At 60.1% G+C, this 14,841-nt stretch carries 19 protein-coding genes; 10 read left to right on the top strand and 9 right to left on the bottom strand.

From position 1 onward, the window contains the following. Positions 1-177, bottom strand: a complete 177-nt coding sequence (gene rpmF / locus SynWH8101_RS05355) for a 50S ribosomal protein L32 (protein ID WP_130128880.1) — start codon at positions 175-177, stop codon at positions 1-3. A gap of 128 nt (positions 178-305) precedes the next feature. Here rpmF and ftsH point away from each other — a divergent pair, with 128 nt between their 5' ends. Together ftsH and SynWH8101_RS05345 are read left to right on the top strand one after the other, a co-directional pair. Continuing rightward, a complete protein-coding gene (gene ftsH, locus SynWH8101_RS05350) occupies positions 306-2,069 on the top strand; it encodes an ATP-dependent zinc metalloprotease FtsH (protein ID WP_130128879.1) in 1,764 nt (587 codons plus the stop codon). A gap of 73 nt (positions 2,070-2,142) precedes the next feature. Further along, positions 2,143-4,935: a UPF0182 family protein gene (locus SynWH8101_RS05345; RefSeq protein WP_165380929.1), complete on the top strand. Its 2,793-nt coding sequence runs from the start codon at positions 2,143-2,145 to the stop codon at positions 4,933-4,935. Positions 4,936-4,996: 61 nt separating this feature from the next. Here the strand turns inward: SynWH8101_RS05345 and SynWH8101_RS05340 are convergent, their stop codons facing one another. Continuing rightward, positions 4,997-5,599: a peroxiredoxin gene (locus SynWH8101_RS05340; RefSeq protein ID WP_007100072.1), complete on the bottom strand. Its 603-nt coding sequence runs from the start codon at positions 5,597-5,599 to the stop codon at positions 4,997-4,999. Between the two features lie 163 nt (positions 5,600-5,762). Here SynWH8101_RS05340 and SynWH8101_RS05335 point away from each other — a divergent pair, with 163 nt between their 5' ends. Beyond that, positions 5,763-6,056, top strand: coding sequence for a hypothetical protein (locus SynWH8101_RS05335; RefSeq protein ID WP_130128877.1), 294 nt, complete (start codon positions 5,763-5,765; stop codon positions 6,054-6,056). Positions 6,057-6,065: 9 nt separating this feature from the next. On the opposite strand, the gene SynWH8101_RS05330 is transcribed toward SynWH8101_RS05335, so the two are convergent. Beyond that, positions 6,066-7,451 carry a sodium:alanine symporter family protein gene (locus SynWH8101_RS05330; protein ID WP_130128876.1) on the bottom strand — a complete coding sequence of 462 codons (1,386 nt, stop codon included), beginning with the start codon at positions 7,449-7,451 and terminating at the stop codon, positions 6,066-6,068. A gap of 48 nt (positions 7,452-7,499) precedes the next feature. Between SynWH8101_RS05330 and SynWH8101_RS05325 the strand changes: the two genes are divergently transcribed. Beyond that, positions 7,500-7,943, top strand: coding sequence for a hypothetical protein (locus SynWH8101_RS05325; protein WP_130128875.1), 444 nt, complete (start codon positions 7,500-7,502; stop codon positions 7,941-7,943). Between the two features lie 118 nt (positions 7,944-8,061). Here SynWH8101_RS05325 and SynWH8101_RS05320 read toward each other — a convergent pair whose 3' ends face one another. After that, a complete protein-coding gene (locus tag SynWH8101_RS05320; protein ID WP_038001452.1) occupies positions 8,062-8,280 on the bottom strand; it encodes a hypothetical protein in 219 nt (72 codons plus the stop codon). 231 nt (positions 8,281-8,511) lie between these two features. Here SynWH8101_RS05320 and SynWH8101_RS05315 point away from each other — a divergent pair, with 231 nt between their 5' ends. Next, positions 8,512-8,916 carry an AbrB family transcriptional regulator gene (locus SynWH8101_RS05315; RefSeq protein WP_130128874.1) on the top strand — a complete coding sequence of 135 codons (405 nt, stop codon included), beginning with the start codon at positions 8,512-8,514 and terminating at the stop codon, positions 8,914-8,916. Between the two features lie 79 nt (positions 8,917-8,995). On the opposite strand, the gene SynWH8101_RS05310 is transcribed toward SynWH8101_RS05315, so the two are convergent. Further along, positions 8,996-9,397 carry a tellurite resistance TerB family protein gene (locus SynWH8101_RS05310; protein WP_254428060.1) on the bottom strand — a complete coding sequence of 134 codons (402 nt, stop codon included), beginning with the start codon at positions 9,395-9,397 and terminating at the stop codon, positions 8,996-8,998. A gap of 147 nt (positions 9,398-9,544) precedes the next feature. On the opposite strand from SynWH8101_RS05310, the gene SynWH8101_RS05305 reads away from it, so the two are divergent. The 3 genes from SynWH8101_RS05305 to SynWH8101_RS14055 all read left to right on the top strand — a co-directional run bounded on the left by SynWH8101_RS05305 (position 9,545) and on the right by SynWH8101_RS14055 (position 11,080). Then, positions 9,545-9,856, top strand: a complete 312-nt coding sequence (locus tag SynWH8101_RS05305) for a DUF3288 family protein (protein ID WP_130128872.1) — start codon at positions 9,545-9,547, stop codon at positions 9,854-9,856. 25 nt (positions 9,857-9,881) lie between these two features. Continuing rightward, the gene (locus tag SynWH8101_RS05300) at positions 9,882-10,364 is read left to right on the top strand and encodes a hypothetical protein (protein WP_130128871.1); all 483 of its coding nucleotides are present in this window, start codon (positions 9,882-9,884) and stop codon (positions 10,362-10,364) included. A 542-nt stretch (positions 10,365-10,906) separates the two neighbouring features. Continuing rightward, positions 10,907-11,080, top strand: a complete 174-nt coding sequence (locus SynWH8101_RS14055) for a hypothetical protein (RefSeq protein WP_165380928.1) — start codon at positions 10,907-10,909, stop codon at positions 11,078-11,080. A 21-nt stretch (positions 11,081-11,101) separates the two neighbouring features. On the opposite strand, the gene SynWH8101_RS14510 is transcribed toward SynWH8101_RS14055, so the two are convergent. Then, entirely contained in the window at positions 11,102-11,290 is a 189-nt protein-coding gene (locus tag SynWH8101_RS14510) for a hypothetical protein (RefSeq protein WP_130130363.1), read from the bottom strand. A gap of 308 nt (positions 11,291-11,598) precedes the next feature. Next, entirely contained in the window at positions 11,599-12,366 is a 768-nt protein-coding gene (locus SynWH8101_RS05290; protein WP_254428059.1) for a sterol desaturase family protein, read from the bottom strand. Between the two features lie 770 nt (positions 12,367-13,136). Here SynWH8101_RS05290 and SynWH8101_RS05285 point away from each other — a divergent pair. Both SynWH8101_RS05285 and SynWH8101_RS05280 read left to right on the top strand, forming a co-directional pair. Further along, the gene (locus tag SynWH8101_RS05285) at positions 13,137-13,316 is read left to right on the top strand and encodes a hypothetical protein (protein WP_130128870.1); all 180 of its coding nucleotides are present in this window, start codon (positions 13,137-13,139) and stop codon (positions 13,314-13,316) included. Positions 13,317-13,342: 26 nt separating this feature from the next. Beyond that, a complete protein-coding gene (locus tag SynWH8101_RS05280; RefSeq protein ID WP_130128869.1) occupies positions 13,343-13,597 on the top strand; it encodes a hypothetical protein in 255 nt (84 codons plus the stop codon). Between the two features lie 17 nt (positions 13,598-13,614). Here the strand turns inward: SynWH8101_RS05280 and SynWH8101_RS05275 are convergent, their stop codons facing one another. Further along, positions 13,615-14,154 carry an ISAs1 family transposase gene (locus tag SynWH8101_RS05275; RefSeq protein ID WP_254427991.1) on the bottom strand — a complete coding sequence of 180 codons (540 nt, stop codon included), beginning with the start codon at positions 14,152-14,154 and terminating at the stop codon, positions 13,615-13,617. Then, the gene (locus tag SynWH8101_RS05270; protein ID WP_130128088.1) at positions 14,151-14,780 is read right to left on the bottom strand and encodes an ISAs1 family transposase; all 630 of its coding nucleotides are present in this window, start codon (positions 14,778-14,780) and stop codon (positions 14,151-14,153) included. The genes SynWH8101_RS05275 and SynWH8101_RS05270 overlap by 4 nt, the downstream gene beginning before the upstream one ends. Positions 14,781-14,841: the final 61 nt, after the last annotated feature.

Raw genomic sequence — 14,841 nt, 5'->3', positions numbered from 1 at the left:
TCAGGCGTCAGCGTCGGCTGATTCATCAACGGGATACACGAACCCTTGGGCACGACCGCTCAGCACCGATTTGCCGATCGAGAGAGCCCGTTGGGCTGCGGTGGCCGCTTTTGCTTTCCACACGGCGTGGCGCTGGTTGCGCTTGCTCTTGGAGGTTTTCTTCTTGGGTACGGCCATCGCCGGCGATTTCTGCCAAACGACGATCTTCTCCTGCCGAGAGTCTCTCCGTCAAATCGCTAGGCTGCCGCCAACGCAGTGTTGCCGTGAGTTCAGGTCAACCGGACCCCGCACAGCGTGCAGATCCCTTGGCACGTTTCAAGCCCGAGCCGCCACCGACCTACAGCGAGCTTCTCAGCCAGATCAAGGCCGGCAAGGTGAAAGATCTGCAGCTCGTTCCCGCCAGGCGCGAAGTGATCGTGCACTACCCGGATGGGCGCTCCTCCACCGTGCCGATCTTTGCCAACGACCAGCAGGTGCTGCGCACCGCCGAGGCGGCGGGCATCCCGCTCACGGTGAAAGATGTCCGCCAGGAGCAGGCCCTCGCAGGCCTGGCCGGCAATCTCGCCCTGATCGCCCTGATCGTGGTGGGGCTCTCCTTGCTGTTGCGGCGCTCCGCCCAGGTGGCCAATCGCGCCATGGGCTTCGGTCGCAGCCAGGCGCGGGTGAAATCCCAGGAGGAGGTGACGATCCGCTTTGAAGATGTGGCCGGCATCAATGAAGCCAAAGAAGAACTGCAGGAGGTTGTGACCTTCCTGAAGACACCGGAACGCTTCATTCAGATCGGCGCCAAGATTCCCCGCGGCGTGTTGTTGGTGGGCCCCCCCGGCACTGGCAAGACCCTGCTGGCCAAAGCGATCGCCGGTGAAGCGGGCGTGCCGTTCTTCTCGATGGCCGCCTCCGAATTCGTGGAGTTGTTTGTGGGCGTGGGCGCCAGCCGCGTCCGAGATCTCTTCAAAAAAGCCAAAGAGAAAGCTCCCTGCATCGTGTTCATCGACGAGATCGATGCGGTGGGGCGTCAGCGCGGCGCCGGCATCGGCGGCGGGAACGATGAGCGGGAGCAGACGCTCAACCAGCTGCTCACCGAAATGGACGGTTTCGCCGACAACTCCGGTGTGATCCTGCTGGCGGCCACCAACAGGGCCGACGTGCTCGACACGGCCCTGATGCGCCCGGGCCGTTTTGATCGGCGCATCCACGTCGACCTTCCCGATCGCAAGGGCCGCGAAGCGATCCTGGGGGTGCATGCCCGCACCCGCCCCCTGGCTCCAGAGGTCTCGCTTCAAGACTGGGCCCGGCGCACCCCGGGCTTCTCCGGCGCCGACCTTGCCAATCTGCTCAATGAGGCGGCGATCCTCACGGCAAGGCAAGAGGTGAGCGCGATCGGTGATGCCCAGATCGAGGCCGCCCTGGAGCGGATCACGATGGGGCTCACCGCCGCACCGCTGCAGGACAGCGCCAAGAAGCGCCTGATCGCTTATCACGAAATCGGCCACGCTCTGGTGGCGGCGCTCACCCCCCATGCCGACAGGGTCGACAAGGTGACGCTGTTGCCACGCAGTGGCGGCGTGGGCGGCTTCACTCGCTTCTGGCCCGATGAAGAGCGACTCGATTCCGGCCTGATCAGCCGCGCCACCCTGCAGGCCCGCCTGGTGGTGGCCCTGGGTGGTCGGGCCGCGGAAACCGTGGTCTTCGGCCTCAGCGAAGTGACCCAGGGAGCCTCGGGCGATCTGCAGATGGTGAGTCAACTGGCGCGGGAAATGGTGACCCGCTTCGGCTTCTCCAGCCTCGGTCCGGTGGCCCTCGAGGGCGCCGGCCATGAGGTGTTTCTCGGCCGCGATCTGATCCAAACCCGTCCGGCCTACGCCGAGCGCACGGGTCGGGAAATCGATCTGCAGGTGCGCCAGCTGGCCCAGGCGGCGCTGGATCAGGCGATGGCGCTCCTGCGCTGTCGACGGGAGGTGATGGATCGGCTGGTGGAGGCCCTGATCGAAGAGGAGACCCTGCACACCGACCGCTTTCTCGCCCTGGCAGGCATCGACGAAACCGCCACCGCCCCTACCGTTGGGTAGTTGAGCTGGGTCATTGAGCGGCCGGCGGGTGCTGATCAGGAAGCGGACCGGAGCCCTGCGAGTCGGTGCATGGATGGCCCTGGCCCTACTCGTGGTGTGGCTGCTGTTGCGGCTGCGAATCGAATGGGCCTGGTTTGCCCAATTCCAATTGCAGAGCGTGCTCGCTCTGCGCTGGCTGCTCCAGACCCTCGCCTTCGCTGGAGCCGCCCTGATCGCCGCTGCCACGCTGCTGTGGCGCTGGCGCTGGTTGCGGCTCGCCGAGCCTGACCCCCACCCCAGACAGGCCATTGCGCAGGCCACGACTCCGGGACTGTGGGCCCTGCAGGGCTGGCGCTACGGACTCGCCCTCGCCGCCTGTCTGCTGGTGGCGGCCTCGAGTCTGACGATGGTGCTGCGGCTCACCTGGCTGGCCCTGGTCGATCCCTTTGCCCTGAGTCAGTGGTGGAGCGTGCCGATCCAGCCCGGCTGGCCGGCCGGACTGGCCCTGGTGCTCCTGAGTGTGAGCCTGGGGTTGGGCCTCAGGCCGAAAGGTGGCCTGCAGCTGGCCCATGGGCTCGGCAGCGTCTGCCTCTGCATCACGGCGGGGCGCGCCTGGGGGCTCTGGGCGCTGGCCCTGACGATCCCATCCCTGGGCGAACGCGAACCCCTGCTCGGCGCCGATGTGAGCTTCGGCCTCGGACGCTATTCGGCGATCGCCCTCGGGCTCGAACTGCTGCTGATCCAACTGCTGCTCACCCTGAGCACCAGCCTCTGGGCCCGTCTCAGCCGCATCCCCGGACTGACGGATTGGGCCTTTCCGGGCCTCAACCGGGCCGAACGACAACGTCTACGTCCCCTGCTCGCCCTGGTGTGCCTGTTGTTCGCAGCCCTGCTCTGGCTGTCGCGCCATCAGTTGCTCTGGTCACAGGATGGCGTGGTGGCTGGCGCCGGCTGGCTCGATGTGCATCTGGTGCTGCCCCTGCGGCAACTGGCAGCGATCGCCTTTGCCCTGTTGGCGGTTCTGGTGGTGCCGATCCCGGCTGCGATCCGGCGCCGACGCCTGCGCCTGATCGTGGCAACCGTGGCGGCGCTGGCGCTGTTGGCGGAACTGTTGCTGGTGCCACCGATGCAGTGGCTGGTCGTGAAGCCGCGGGAACTGATGCTGGAAACGCCCTATCTGGAGCGGGCGATTGCCGCCACTCGACGGGCTTTTCAACTCGACGCGATCAGCAGCCGCGAGATCAATCCCTCCTCGCGCTTGCAACCGGCCGATCTGGAGACAGGGGCGAGCACCCTGCGCAACATCCGCCTCTGGGACAGCCAACCGCTGCTGGCCACCAACCGCCAGTTGCAGCAGTTGCGGGTGTATTACCGCTTCTCCAACGCGGCGGTGGATCGCTATCAACTCCAGAACGACACCGACAACCGCCAGCAGGTGATCCTGGCGGCCCGGGAGCTGGATCAGGCCTCCCTGCCCGATCGCTCCCGCACCTGGCTGAACCGCCATTTCGTGTTCACCCATGGCTTCGGCTTCACGATGAGCCCGGTGAACACCCGGGCCGCCGATGGCCTGCCGGAATATTTCATCAGCGATCTGGGCCTCTCGACCCGAATTGAAGGCAACCCCGCCCTGCAGATCAGCGCCGCCGACGTGAAAGAGCATGTGCCGATCGGTCGGGCCGCGCTCTATTTCGGCTTGTTGCCATCGCCCTATGCCGTGGCACCGACGACGGTGGAGGAATTTGATTTCCCCGAAGGCGATCGCAACATTTACAACCACTACTCCGGAGCTGCAGGGGTGCCTCTGCGCACCGGCATGGATCGGGTCGCGGCAGCGGTGTACTTGAAGGAACCGCGCCTGTTGAACACCGGCTCCTTGACCTCGGAATCCCGGCTGTTGCTGCGTCGGGATGTGAAAAGCCGAGTGAAAGCCCTGGCGCCCTTTCTGCAGCTCTGGGGAGAGCCCTATCTGGTGTCGGTGCCGATCCCGGCGAACACAAGCGGATACGACAGCGAGCAACATCAATATTGGATTGTCGATGGATTCACCACGTCGAACACCTATCCCTACGCCTCGAGCCTTCCCGATGGCCGGCCGCTGCGCTATGCGCGCAATGCGGTGAAAGCGGTGGTGGATGCCTACAACGGCAGCGTGCATCTCTACGTGCAGGAACCGAACGACCCGATCGTGCGGGGCTGGCAGCGCCTGTTTCCCCAGCTGTTTGAACCGATCAGCGCTCTCCCGGGCACCTTGCGTCAGCATCTGATGGTGCCGCCCAGTCTGTTTGAACTTCAGGTGCAGCAATTGCTTCGCTATCACGTCACCAACCCGCGCATCTTTTACAGCGGCGATGATGTGTGGCAGGTGCCGCTGGAGCTCTATGGCACGCAGCAGATTCCCGTCGCTCCTTATCACATCACAGCCCAGCTGAGGGCGAATGAAGCGTCGGAATTCCTCTTATTGCAGCCCCTCACCCCCCTGGCTCGGCCGAATCTCTCAGCCTGGCTGGCGGCCCGCAGCGACGATGAGCACTACGGCGAGCTGGTATTGCTGCGCTTCCCCTCCGACGTGCCGATCTTCGGTCCGGAACAAATCCAGGCCCTGATCAACCAGAACCCAGCGATCAGTCAACAGTTCGGGCTTTGGGATCGGGCCGGATCGGAAGTGGTGCAGGGCAACCTTCTGGTGGTCCCTCTGGGGAATGCCCTGCTGTATGTGGAGCCGGTGTATCTGCGGGCCCGTCGTGGCGGCCTGCCGACCCTGACCCGGGTGGTGGTGAGTGATGGCAGTCGTGTGGCGATGGCGGCCAATCTGATCGAAGGTCTCAATGCCCTGATGACCGGACGGGTGGAAGGGGCCCTGGTGCAGGAGCTGTCGCGCTCATAAAAAAGCCGCCCCGTGGGGCGGCTGCCATGATTCACACATCAAGACGACATGCAGGCGTCGATCAGTTGACAGCTGCGAAGAACTCCTTGGAACCCACGGGATCGGGCTTCATGGTCTTCTCGCCAGGGGTCCAGTTGGCGGGGCAAACCTCATCGGGGTGCGACTGCACGTACTGGAAGGCCTGGAGCACGCGCAGAGTCTCATCAACGTTACGGCCCACGGGCAGATTGTTGATGGTGGCGTGCATGATCACGCCTTCGGGATCGATGATGAACAGACCGCGGAGGGCGACGCCTTCCTCTTCATCGAGGACGTTGTAAGCGCTGGCGATCTCTTTCTTGAGGTCGGCAACGAGGGGATAGGCGATGTCACCAAGACCACCCTGGTTGCGGGGTGTCTGGATCCAAGCGAGGTGGCTGAACTGGCTGTCCACCGACACGCCCAGCACTTCGGTGTTCTTGCTGGAGAAGTCAGCGTAGCGATCGCTGAAGGCGGTGATTTCCGTCGGGCAGACGAAGGTGAAATCGAGAGGGTAGAAGAACAGCACCACATACTTGCCGCGGTACTGAGACAGGGAGATCTCCTTGAACTCCTGGTCAACCACTGCGGTGGCGGTGAAGTCAGGGGCCTGTTGGCCCACACGCAGGCAGCCGTTGGCGGTCATGATGAGGGGGCGAAGGTGCAGCAACGGGAGCGCAGGGACTGAATCGAAACCAAGTCGAAGTCGAAACGACTTCCAGTTGCTCCTGACAATTTATCACGGTCTGACGCGCCGCTGCGGTCCCTTGGTGTACGGCAAGCCGGACAGGCGCAGTAGAGTTCAGCCCATGATGAAACGCCCCATGGCCTGGGATCAGGCCCTGCTCCGCAAGTTCAGCAGCACAGGCCATTACCGTCTGCTCAACCAGGTGCGCAGTGAACTGAAGAATCAGCCCCTCAATCGGGACCCCAAAACGCAGGAACTCTCTCTGAAGGCGATGCCCCATCGGGGCCAGTCGGTCCGAGGCCACCGTCGCCCAAACGCCCTCGAATCAACCCCGAACGACGCCTTGCTGTCGAGCCCGGTCAACGACACGCCACGCTCTTTCCGGGAACGCCTCAACGCCATCGAGATGCGCTGAGGTTCCGCGTCAGTCCGAGGGCCAACTGCGGGGATCGATGCCCAGATGATCGTGATCAGCCGCCACGAAACTCGGACTCAAGCCAGCCAAATGTTGCCGCTCATAGTCGGCGAGAATCCGTAAGCCCACAGGCATCAACATCACCAAGGCCACCAGATTCACTAGCGCCAGCAGCCCCATGGTGAGATCAGCAAAACCAAACACCGTGGCAAGGTCCTGGCTGGCCCCCCAGATGATCAACACCAAGGTGACAAATCGCAACCCCTGAAACAGGGTTTGATTGGAATCACTGAAGTAATTCAAAGCATTTTCACCGAGGTAGTAGTTGTAAATAATGGACGTGAAGGCAAACAACACCAGGGCGACAGTGATGAAGGCCTGTCCCCACCAGCCCATCGTGTAGCCCATCGCCTGTTGGGTGAGGGTGACCGCCACTGCGCCGCCATCCGGCTGATACAAGGGCGTCACAAGGATGAGAAAGGCGGTGCAACTGCAGAGAACGATGGTGTCGATGAACACACTGAACGCCTGAATGATCCCCTGCTCCACCGGATGCTTCACATAAGCCACAGCCGCCACGTTGGGGGCACTGCCGAGACCGGCTTCATTGGAGAACAAACCGCGTTTGACACCGAACATGACCGCCGCGCCGATCCCCCCACCCAGGGCCGACTTCAAACCGAAGGCACCCCGCACAATCTCAGCCAACACGCCAGGAATTTCACTGGCATGGATGACCAACGACACCAGCGCCAGCAGGAAGTAGCCGATCGCCATGAACGGCACCACCACCTCCGCCACCTCGGCGATCCGCCGCACACCCCCGAAGATGATCACGCCCAGCACCACCATGAGCGCCGCACCACTGATGGAGGGTGGAACACCAAAGGTGTCGGCCAGGGCGCTGGCCACCGTGAATGACTGCAGCGCATTGAAACCAAGGCCGAAGGTCAGCAGCAACAGCAGGGAAAAGAGCAGGCCCATCCAGCGCAGGCCGATGCCGCGCTCGATGTAATACGCCGGTCCGCCTCGATAGGTGCCATCCACTTCAGCGATTTTGAACACCTGGGCGATCGTGCATTCAAAGAAGCTGGTGGCCATGCCGATCAAACCGGTGACCCACATCCAGAACACAGCACCCGGGCCGCCGAGGCTGATGGCGACAGCGACTCCGGCAATGTTGCCACCGCCGACCCGACCGGCCACGCTGAGCACGAGAGCCTGAAAAGAGCTCAGGTGATTGCCCTCCTGCTGAAAGGCGCGTCCCAGCAGCGCAAACATCGCCCCGAAATAGCGAAACTGCACCCAGCGGGTGCGTGCGCTCAAGACCAGACCGATCGCCAAAAGGGCGACGATCAGAACCCGTCCCCAGAGCCAATCATTGAGAACATCCAACGCTGCCAAGCCTCATCAAGCCCCACACCTTGCCTCGGCAACGCCCTGATGTCCGTTCGTTCTGTCACCACTCGAAGCAATCCCTGGCTGCTCCTCCTGACGTGGCTGCTCGGCGCGCAGGCGATCGCCGCCACGAAGGCTTCCGATCACTGCCTCAGGCTTCAGGAGCAGCGGGATCACCGGGCGCGTCAGGCCTGGCGAGAAGAGGTCAAGCTGGTGCACCAACGGCGCCTGCAGCTCTGTCCGCAGCTGGAGTCCCTGGCCTACCAGGGGACTGAAACCACTGCAAAAGACCAAAGCCAAAGCGAGCTGAATCGCCTTGATTACGGCGCCTATGCACGCTGCCGGCGTCAGGCGGAGGTGGATTTGAAAGCCAGCAAACCCGTGCTGTACATCAACAACCAGAACGTCCCGTTCTTCACCGTCAGCGGCGCCGAGGCTGCGCGCAAGGCCGATGCTCTACGCAAGGCGGCGCAAAACGCCTGCCCCTGACGGCACCGCTAGAACCAGGACTTGCCGACATGCCCTGCAGCGTGAACTCCACTCCCAACTGAGGCTGTTGATCAGCTAAGCGCGGGAACTCCAGGTCAGCGACGGACAGGATCACACGTCAACGGGCCTGAAATTGGCGTCTGCACTCCTCCAGCGTGATCACACAAGCCACATCACCATCGCCGGTGATCACGCGATAGACCTGGCCGGTGGCCATGCACTTGGTGCGGGCATTCAGGAAGGCGCGAAATTCAGTCTTGCATTCGATTTCAGCCGTCCAGCCCGCTGGCGACATCCGTTCGATCGTGAACATGGCAGTCTCCGATCTCTGCACCATGCCGCGCAGCACTGCGGAGTGGCTCAGATTTCAGGCTGTTTTCGGGATCGGATCGGATCCGCAACGCGTTCACCAGCGCCAGATCAGCACGCAGCGATCGCATCGTCCGGCGCTGGCTGCATCCAAAATGGCCAACTCGATCGACCAGGACTGCGTCGTTCCCGGATTGTTCCTTGCATCGTCAGCGGCGCGATTGTCTGTTATCTTGCACATAACAACTCACCTGTTGCCATGCTCACCGGATCTGATCTGCTCACCAAGGTCAAAGAACTCAGCGACGTGTCCAAATCGGATCTCGTGCGCGCCTGCGGCTACGTGAGCACCAAAAAGGACGGCGGTGAGCGCCTGAATTTCACCGCTTTTTACGAAGCACTCCTGGAGGCCAAAGGCGTCAGCCTCGGTGATGCTCCCAGCAAGGGCATCGGCAAGGGCGGTCGCAAACTCAGCTATATCGCCAAGGTGCAGGGCAACGGCAATCTGCTGATCGGCAAGGCCTACACGGTCATGCTCGATCTCGAACCCGGCGATGAATTCGAAATTAAACTGGGTCGCAAGCAGATCAAGCTGATCCCCATGGGTGCCGTGGATGAAGATGGCAATGAGGGCGACGCCGGTGACGTGGTGAGCGCAGCCTGAAGCGTCAAGCTTCGGATTTGAAGTCTCAGAGACTCCCGGTTGGCCTTCCAGGTCGACCGGTTTTTTTTTATGGCGGAACTCACCCCAGCTCGCCGTGCAACAGGTTCATGGTGCTTTGAATCTCGTTGGTGAGCCGTGCATCCACCATCAGGACCTCGGCGAGATTACTGAGGATGTTCAGCTCATCATCCTGATAGGGACCATCGGAGCGCATGATCTCCGCTGCCATCGCATAGGCCGTGCGTCGTTGCTGCGGATTGAGGGCTTCTGAAGCTGTCACCATCAGCCGTTGCGCACCCTGTTGCCTGAGCGCCTGCAGCAACTCATCCATCAGGCTCACCATCTTGTCTGCGGGATAGGTGGCAAAGGGTTGGCGATAGTCGAGTGCATGACGCAAGCTGCGTGACCCTGCCTGCGTGAGCGTTCCGTCCCAGGACACAGCGGCCAGGGCGATGGCGGCGAATGCTTTGGAGCTATCCATGGGCACCAGAACCTGATCACGGTGGTTCCGTTCTGGCCCATGGTCAGACTCAGCTGGTGTGCCCATTGCCACAGAAGAGCCCGCCAGCGCAGCTGCGATTCCGGAACGATTGCTGCAGAGTCTGTGCCTAGGCAAGCCGCAACTCCAATGAGCGACGAACAGGTCCATCCCCTTTACCGCACCGATCGGGACGCAGTGGATGCACTCCTGGGTCACACCGGTGACCCGGGGCCAGAGCAGCTCACCCGCGCTGCGATGTTGCTGATTCGCTACAAAGATTTTCCCGGTGCCCAGGACATCAGAGATGACCTGGAGCGTTGCCTCACGCTCTGGTCATTGAAGCAAGAGGAACTCAATCTCCGCTGCCGCGAGATCTGGGCCAGCGGTTGGAGACCTGGGCAGGCTGCCTCCAGCGAGGTGGGATCCGGCGCCGATGTGCAGGAGCAGGATGGGATCTGAAAGGCGTCGCCTAACCTCTGGGCAGATGCCGATGTCTATGCGTTCCCTTGTACGCGCTGCAGTGGTCTGCGCCAGTGGCTGCCTGCTCACGACTGCAAAGCCCGCCTTCGCTCAGAGCTGCCAGTTCCTGACCCCCGTGGGCGGGAACGGTGTCACCGACATTGTGACCAAAACGATCAGCCCTGGGAATCCGCTGCCTTTCAGCCGCCCCAACTGGAACACGGATTTCTTCGTGACCCAGCCCTTCAGCTCCTACAAGCTGTTCTTCACCGCCAATTCGTCGGTGAGCGCCACCTATCCGATCCAGGCCTATCTCAAGTTCACCGATGGCTCGAACCTGCAGGTCGTCAATGATTCCCTCACTCCTGGGGTTGGCACTGGGCGTCAGTGGGATGTGCAGGCGGTGCCTGGGAAAACCGTGAGCCAGGTGAACTTCAAGATCGGGGCCACTGCCGATCAGGCCGCCACCGGTTTCACCTATCGCATCTCCGTGCAGGGGTGCAACTAAGCCAGGTGCTCAGCCGGGCCTGAGGTCATACAAGCCACAGGCCCGATACAGCCGGGGAAAGGCCCTCCCAACCACTGAACTGAAGGGACGGACTCTTCCGACATCGTCACATCACTGACCAGGACGACGGCTGATCGACAGATATGAATACACTGGCAAGCAAAGATGCTGACCTCCTCAATCTGATGCTCAAGGGTGATCCGTTAATGCAAAGAGATGAACGCAGAGCCATGCGACGGGTTGAGCATCGTCCACGCACAGAGAGCCAATCGATGTAGAAGCTGGAGGCCAGAAACAACAACGACAGGAGGGACAATCCAGACGCCAAGCCCCTCCCTGCATAGCTACGCGCGATCACCCTTCCGGACCCTGCCCACGCTCATCGGGACCTTGCTTTGAGGCCTGAACGAAACATCAACTCAGCTAGCAGGCCAACACCGCAAACACATTTTGTATCATAAATCACAAGAATTCCTGGAATACTTCGCTGAGTGGGAGAAAAACCTTGCTAAAATGGTAGTTGAAAAAACTAGACGAAGACTATGAATGACAACGACTACAAGCTAGATCATTTAAAACTTCCTCAGAAGATCGAGATAGAGCTCCCCGAGCGAGTATCGATTGAAATAGAAAAGATTGCCGAGAAAACCGGGCGAGATCCAAATGAAATCCTTCTTGAGCTACTAGACAAAGGGCTGGGATTCGGCCAGCAGTAACCAAGCCCAGCCCCACAGCAATCACTCAACGCAACCACTGCCATCCAAAGCTCGTTCGATGAGATAAGCAGCAAGATTGCTCATCGATCGCCCCTCCAGATTACTCCTTTTTATCATTTGCTCATGAACAAAATACGGGATGGTCACAGTGACTCGCTTTGGAATTCTTGACCCAAGAAAGAATTCACTGGACAGATCGGCTGGCGACATGAGAAAGCCTCGAAGATGGGCAAACCTTAGAAGAAACGCCATGCCCAAAACAAACATTAAATAATTCTAAATATTGCTCAAGGGAAAATAAAACAACTAACTTCGACAACCTTAAACCATCTCGACTCACGACACAAGGGTCTATGCGAGACGGGGATAAACCTGATTTTATTCATAGTCACAAAACAGAAATCGAACGTCCAGGCACAAGGAATGCGCTTCGGGATTCAGTTATTTTGCTTTATAATGATAGCACGATAAGCCAAAGAAAGCTTGAAAGACTTTTCGCCGATGGCGACTTGTGAAAGCTAGAGGGAAGGGGATTGCTGGATCTGGATTGGATAACGAGGATCTTGGGTGTTCATTAGCCGATCCCACAGCGTGAAATAAAGGCCATAATGCCTGTTGTGATACTTGTGATGAATGGAATGGTGAACTGGCCCAATGATCCAGTCGCCAAGCCAATGATGTGGAAACCAGCGTGGCAAGATCTCAGGGCTCAAGTGATTCACCATGGCCCAGGCGCTCATGGTGGTGAGGACCGCAAGAATAGTGACCAGATGAAGCGGCAGCAGAATCACTAACATTACAAGCAGCAAAGAATGCACCAAAGATTCGATTGGATCCAGGGCAAAGGAGGTCCAAGGAGAGGGTTGCTTGGAGCGATGGTGGCCGCGATGCGTCAACCAATACAACTGCGGGTAATGAAAGAGTCGATGCATAAAATAAAAGACGGTATCCTGCACAAGAAGGACAATCAAATAGCTGCACGGTATGTAGATCCAACCATATTGACCGGGATCCAAGTAAACCCTAGTTAGGCCCATCGCATACAGCTTGATCGAGCCTGCCAGTACACCGGCAAAGACAGCCGTGGAGAGAAAGCCAAGCTTCGTGTCACCTTGGATATCGGTGTTGAGGTTTGACAACGATCGGCGTAAAGGCCAGCCAACTAAGGTGACTACCAGAAGCATACGAAGGTTTATCGCAACAAACAAAACTGCAGCATTTAGCCAATACGACTCACCAAAAACATCATCTAACTTTTGGGCAAGAGATCCATCTCCAAACGGCATGTCACCTCACAGGAAATCAACCGCAGAATAGACACTCTCGACACGATTTTACTTCTAGAGATTATTTGTATCAATGATGCTGCATTCCGCTGCGAGTTCATCTGAGATGCAGGGCACCGAAAGCTGGGTGTTGCGGTAGCTTTGCTCCACAATGTTGACCATTGGGACGCCTGGCTTCAGTCCAGTTGAGGCCCGGTGGACCACTCACGGCTCCTCCTGCTGCAGGCCCCGATTCAGAAGCTCCAGCAGGATCTCATCTTGGTCACGGCCAGTCTCCGCTGACTTCTGACGCACCCAATTGAGCACCCGCTCAGGCACGTCAATCTCAACACGGCGTGGAAATTGGTTCGGATCTAGTCTCATACACACGCTGCTAACAGAAACCTCAAAACTAACAACACCATTCTCTTCTGTCGCTGAAGAAACGTCAGATTGCGCCCTATGCCTTACAACATAGGCTCTGTTGTGCTTTGGTGCCTTGGTGCCTTGACATCAACCTGTGCGTCGCGGCCTTGAGGCCCAACGCCGCTGGCATCAGGCGAATTACGACGCAACGCCCTCAGGCACCAACCGCTACCAACTGGTGCGCCTGAAGCGGTTGCTCGAGAGTCTGTGAACTCAACCCCCCCCCCTCTGCCAGGAAAGTTGACGCCTCTCCATCCCGTTCGGCCGCCAGCAATATGGCGTCGGGGTATCGCCAGGATGGTGTCGCTCCAAAGGGGAGATCGGCCGGATGGGGCAATGTGGAATCAGCGGCACCGAATGCGCCCATGACTGAACAACGAAGTACCGATCCCCCCGCACAACACTCCACCGTCTCGGACCAGGAGCTGGAGGACGTGGTGGGTGGCGCAGCGATCACGATCGAGAATCAGGCCCAGGCGGGCAACCTGGGGGTGTTTCAGAAGCCCAACGAGCCGGAAGATCCGCTGCAGACCATCGCCTGGTAGTCCACCCGATCGGAGACGAGCAAATCATGGCCCAGTGGCGCTACAAGCACATTCGCCTCAACTACAGGGGGCGTGGCATCACGCAGGAGATCGACGTCCTCGATGTGGACGGTGAACGCCTGACACGCTGGGCAGACAGCAAAACGATGCCAACCGTTCCGCAGCTGTTCGACTCACTCGGCAAGGAGGGCTGGGAGCTGGTGACCCATGTGATCCACCAAGATGGATCGGGCGGGATGGTGTTCCACTACTACACGCTGCGCCGCTCTCTGGACACGTAGTCAGGGCTGCCTGAAAGTCATTCGGAATTCGCCTGCGCGAGCCGAACCCCACCCAACGCCAGCATCCCTTTGATGTCGTAGGCCAGCTCCCGGAAGCCCTGGCGGATTGAGCGATAGCCACCACGGCGCAGCAGGTTCATCACCACGGTTCGCAGGAAGGAGAACACGCCGACACCGGTCCGATTGGTGTAGCGGTGTGCGTCCTCACCGAGCTGCGTATCGCGCACCCAGTGCCACTCGTTCTCAATGCTCCATCGCTGACGGACCAGTCGCAGCAGAGCATCTGGTGTGGTGCGCAGGCTGGTGATGAATCTGTGGCAGGCGATGTCCCGCTTGCCTTTGAGGGTCGTGCTGCTGGTGATCACCTCCACGATCCAGGCGCTGCCTGGCCAGTTCGCCTTGATGTGCTCTGGCGCCTCTTTGGCCTTGAGTTCCCAGCGTGTCTGGCGTCCGTGCCGCTTCTCGACATCCGTTGCTGCAAAAGGGATCTTGCGCTTTCCCTCGAACTGGCAGCCGATCTGCCGGTACAGGATCTTTTGGTTGGATTTGACGGTCAACAGGAGGTCGGCCCCCTGCTCCAGGCACCAGCGAAAAACGCCTGTGTCGTGTGCAGTGCGTCGGCCTGGATCAGGACGCCATTGAGATCAAGCGTGCTGAGCAGCTCCTTGAGCGCTGCCTTCTCACTGGACTCGTGGGTGTCATAGGTCGTCTGGGCCAACGCCACCCCAAGGGCTCGGGCGTAGACGGTGACCTGGGCAACGAACCGGTGGTTGCCGTCATCTGTCTCGATGGCGGAGCCCCGCAGGGTTTTCCCGTCGCAGACCAGTTGGTCCAGACCCTCGGCGCCACCTGGGATCTGGCTGATCATCCAGGCCTGCAGCACCTCGCCAAACTGCTGAAGATGCGCCTTATTGAACAGGTAAAGGAAGGTGGCATCTGACGGCCAGCGCTTGAAGTTCAGGTCCAGGGCCTGGTTCAGCGCCTCCCGGTGCCGCTTGGCAAAAGCCTCCAGATCGCGAGAGCTCCTGCAGCCGCTCAGGATCCCAAGCACCGCCACCAACAGCAGGAACCACTGCGGGTAACGCACGCCACGCCGGTAGCGGCCGTCGGGAATGGCCTTGAGAAAGTTGATCAGATCATCCGGTGCGCTCAGATCAGCTGCAACGGAGGCGGTTTCGGGCATCGGGAGCGGTGAGACCCGCTGACGAAACCCAATGGTGACAGGCCCGCCAAGGACTACAGGG

It is taken from the genome of Synechococcus sp. WH 8101, assembly GCF_004209775.1.
Taxonomy (GTDB): domain Bacteria; phylum Cyanobacteriota; class Cyanobacteriia; order PCC-6307; family Cyanobiaceae; genus Synechococcus_C.
The sequence above is the reverse complement of the archived record's forward strand: the minus strand, read 5'-3'. Positions and strand labels throughout refer to the sequence as shown.

Coding starts and splice junctions, on each gene's coding strand:
- rpmF (WP_130128880.1), bottom strand. CDS start 177: ATGGCCGTACCCAAGAAGAAAACCTCCAAGAGCAAGCGCAACCAGCGC.
- SynWH8101_RS05345 (WP_165380929.1), top strand. CDS start 2,143: ATGGCCCTGGCCCTACTCGTGGTGTGGCTGCTGTTGCGGCTGCGAATC.
- SynWH8101_RS05340 (WP_007100072.1), bottom strand. CDS start 5,599: ATGACCGCCAACGGCTGCCTGCGTGTGGGCCAACAGGCCCCTGACTTC.
- SynWH8101_RS05335 (WP_130128877.1), top strand. CDS start 5,763: ATGATGAAACGCCCCATGGCCTGGGATCAGGCCCTGCTCCGCAAGTTC.
- SynWH8101_RS05325 (WP_130128875.1), top strand. CDS start 7,500: ATGTCCGTTCGTTCTGTCACCACTCGAAGCAATCCCTGGCTGCTCCTC.
- SynWH8101_RS05320 (WP_038001452.1), bottom strand. CDS start 8,280: ATGGTGCAGAGATCGGAGACTGCCATGTTCACGATCGAACGGATGTCG.
- SynWH8101_RS05315 (WP_130128874.1), top strand. CDS start 8,512: ATGCTCACCGGATCTGATCTGCTCACCAAGGTCAAAGAACTCAGCGAC.
- SynWH8101_RS05310 (WP_254428060.1), bottom strand. CDS start 9,397: ATGGATAGCTCCAAAGCATTCGCCGCCATCGCCCTGGCCGCTGTGTCC.
- SynWH8101_RS05305 (WP_130128872.1), top strand. CDS start 9,545: ATGAGCGACGAACAGGTCCATCCCCTTTACCGCACCGATCGGGACGCA.
- SynWH8101_RS05300 (WP_130128871.1), top strand. CDS start 9,882: ATGCCGATGTCTATGCGTTCCCTTGTACGCGCTGCAGTGGTCTGCGCC.
- SynWH8101_RS14055 (WP_165380928.1), top strand. CDS start 10,907: ATGAATGACAACGACTACAAGCTAGATCATTTAAAACTTCCTCAGAAG.
- SynWH8101_RS14510 (WP_130130363.1), bottom strand. CDS start 11,290: ATGTCGCCAGCCGATCTGTCCAGTGAATTCTTTCTTGGGTCAAGAATT.
- SynWH8101_RS05290 (WP_254428059.1), bottom strand. CDS start 12,366: ATGCCGTTTGGAGATGGATCTCTTGCCCAAAAGTTAGATGATGTTTTT.
- SynWH8101_RS05285 (WP_130128870.1), top strand. CDS start 13,137: ATGACTGAACAACGAAGTACCGATCCCCCCGCACAACACTCCACCGTC.
- SynWH8101_RS05280 (WP_130128869.1), top strand. CDS start 13,343: ATGGCCCAGTGGCGCTACAAGCACATTCGCCTCAACTACAGGGGGCGT.
- SynWH8101_RS05270 (WP_130128088.1), bottom strand. CDS start 14,780: ATGCCCGAAACCGCCTCCGTTGCAGCTGATCTGAGCGCACCGGATGAT.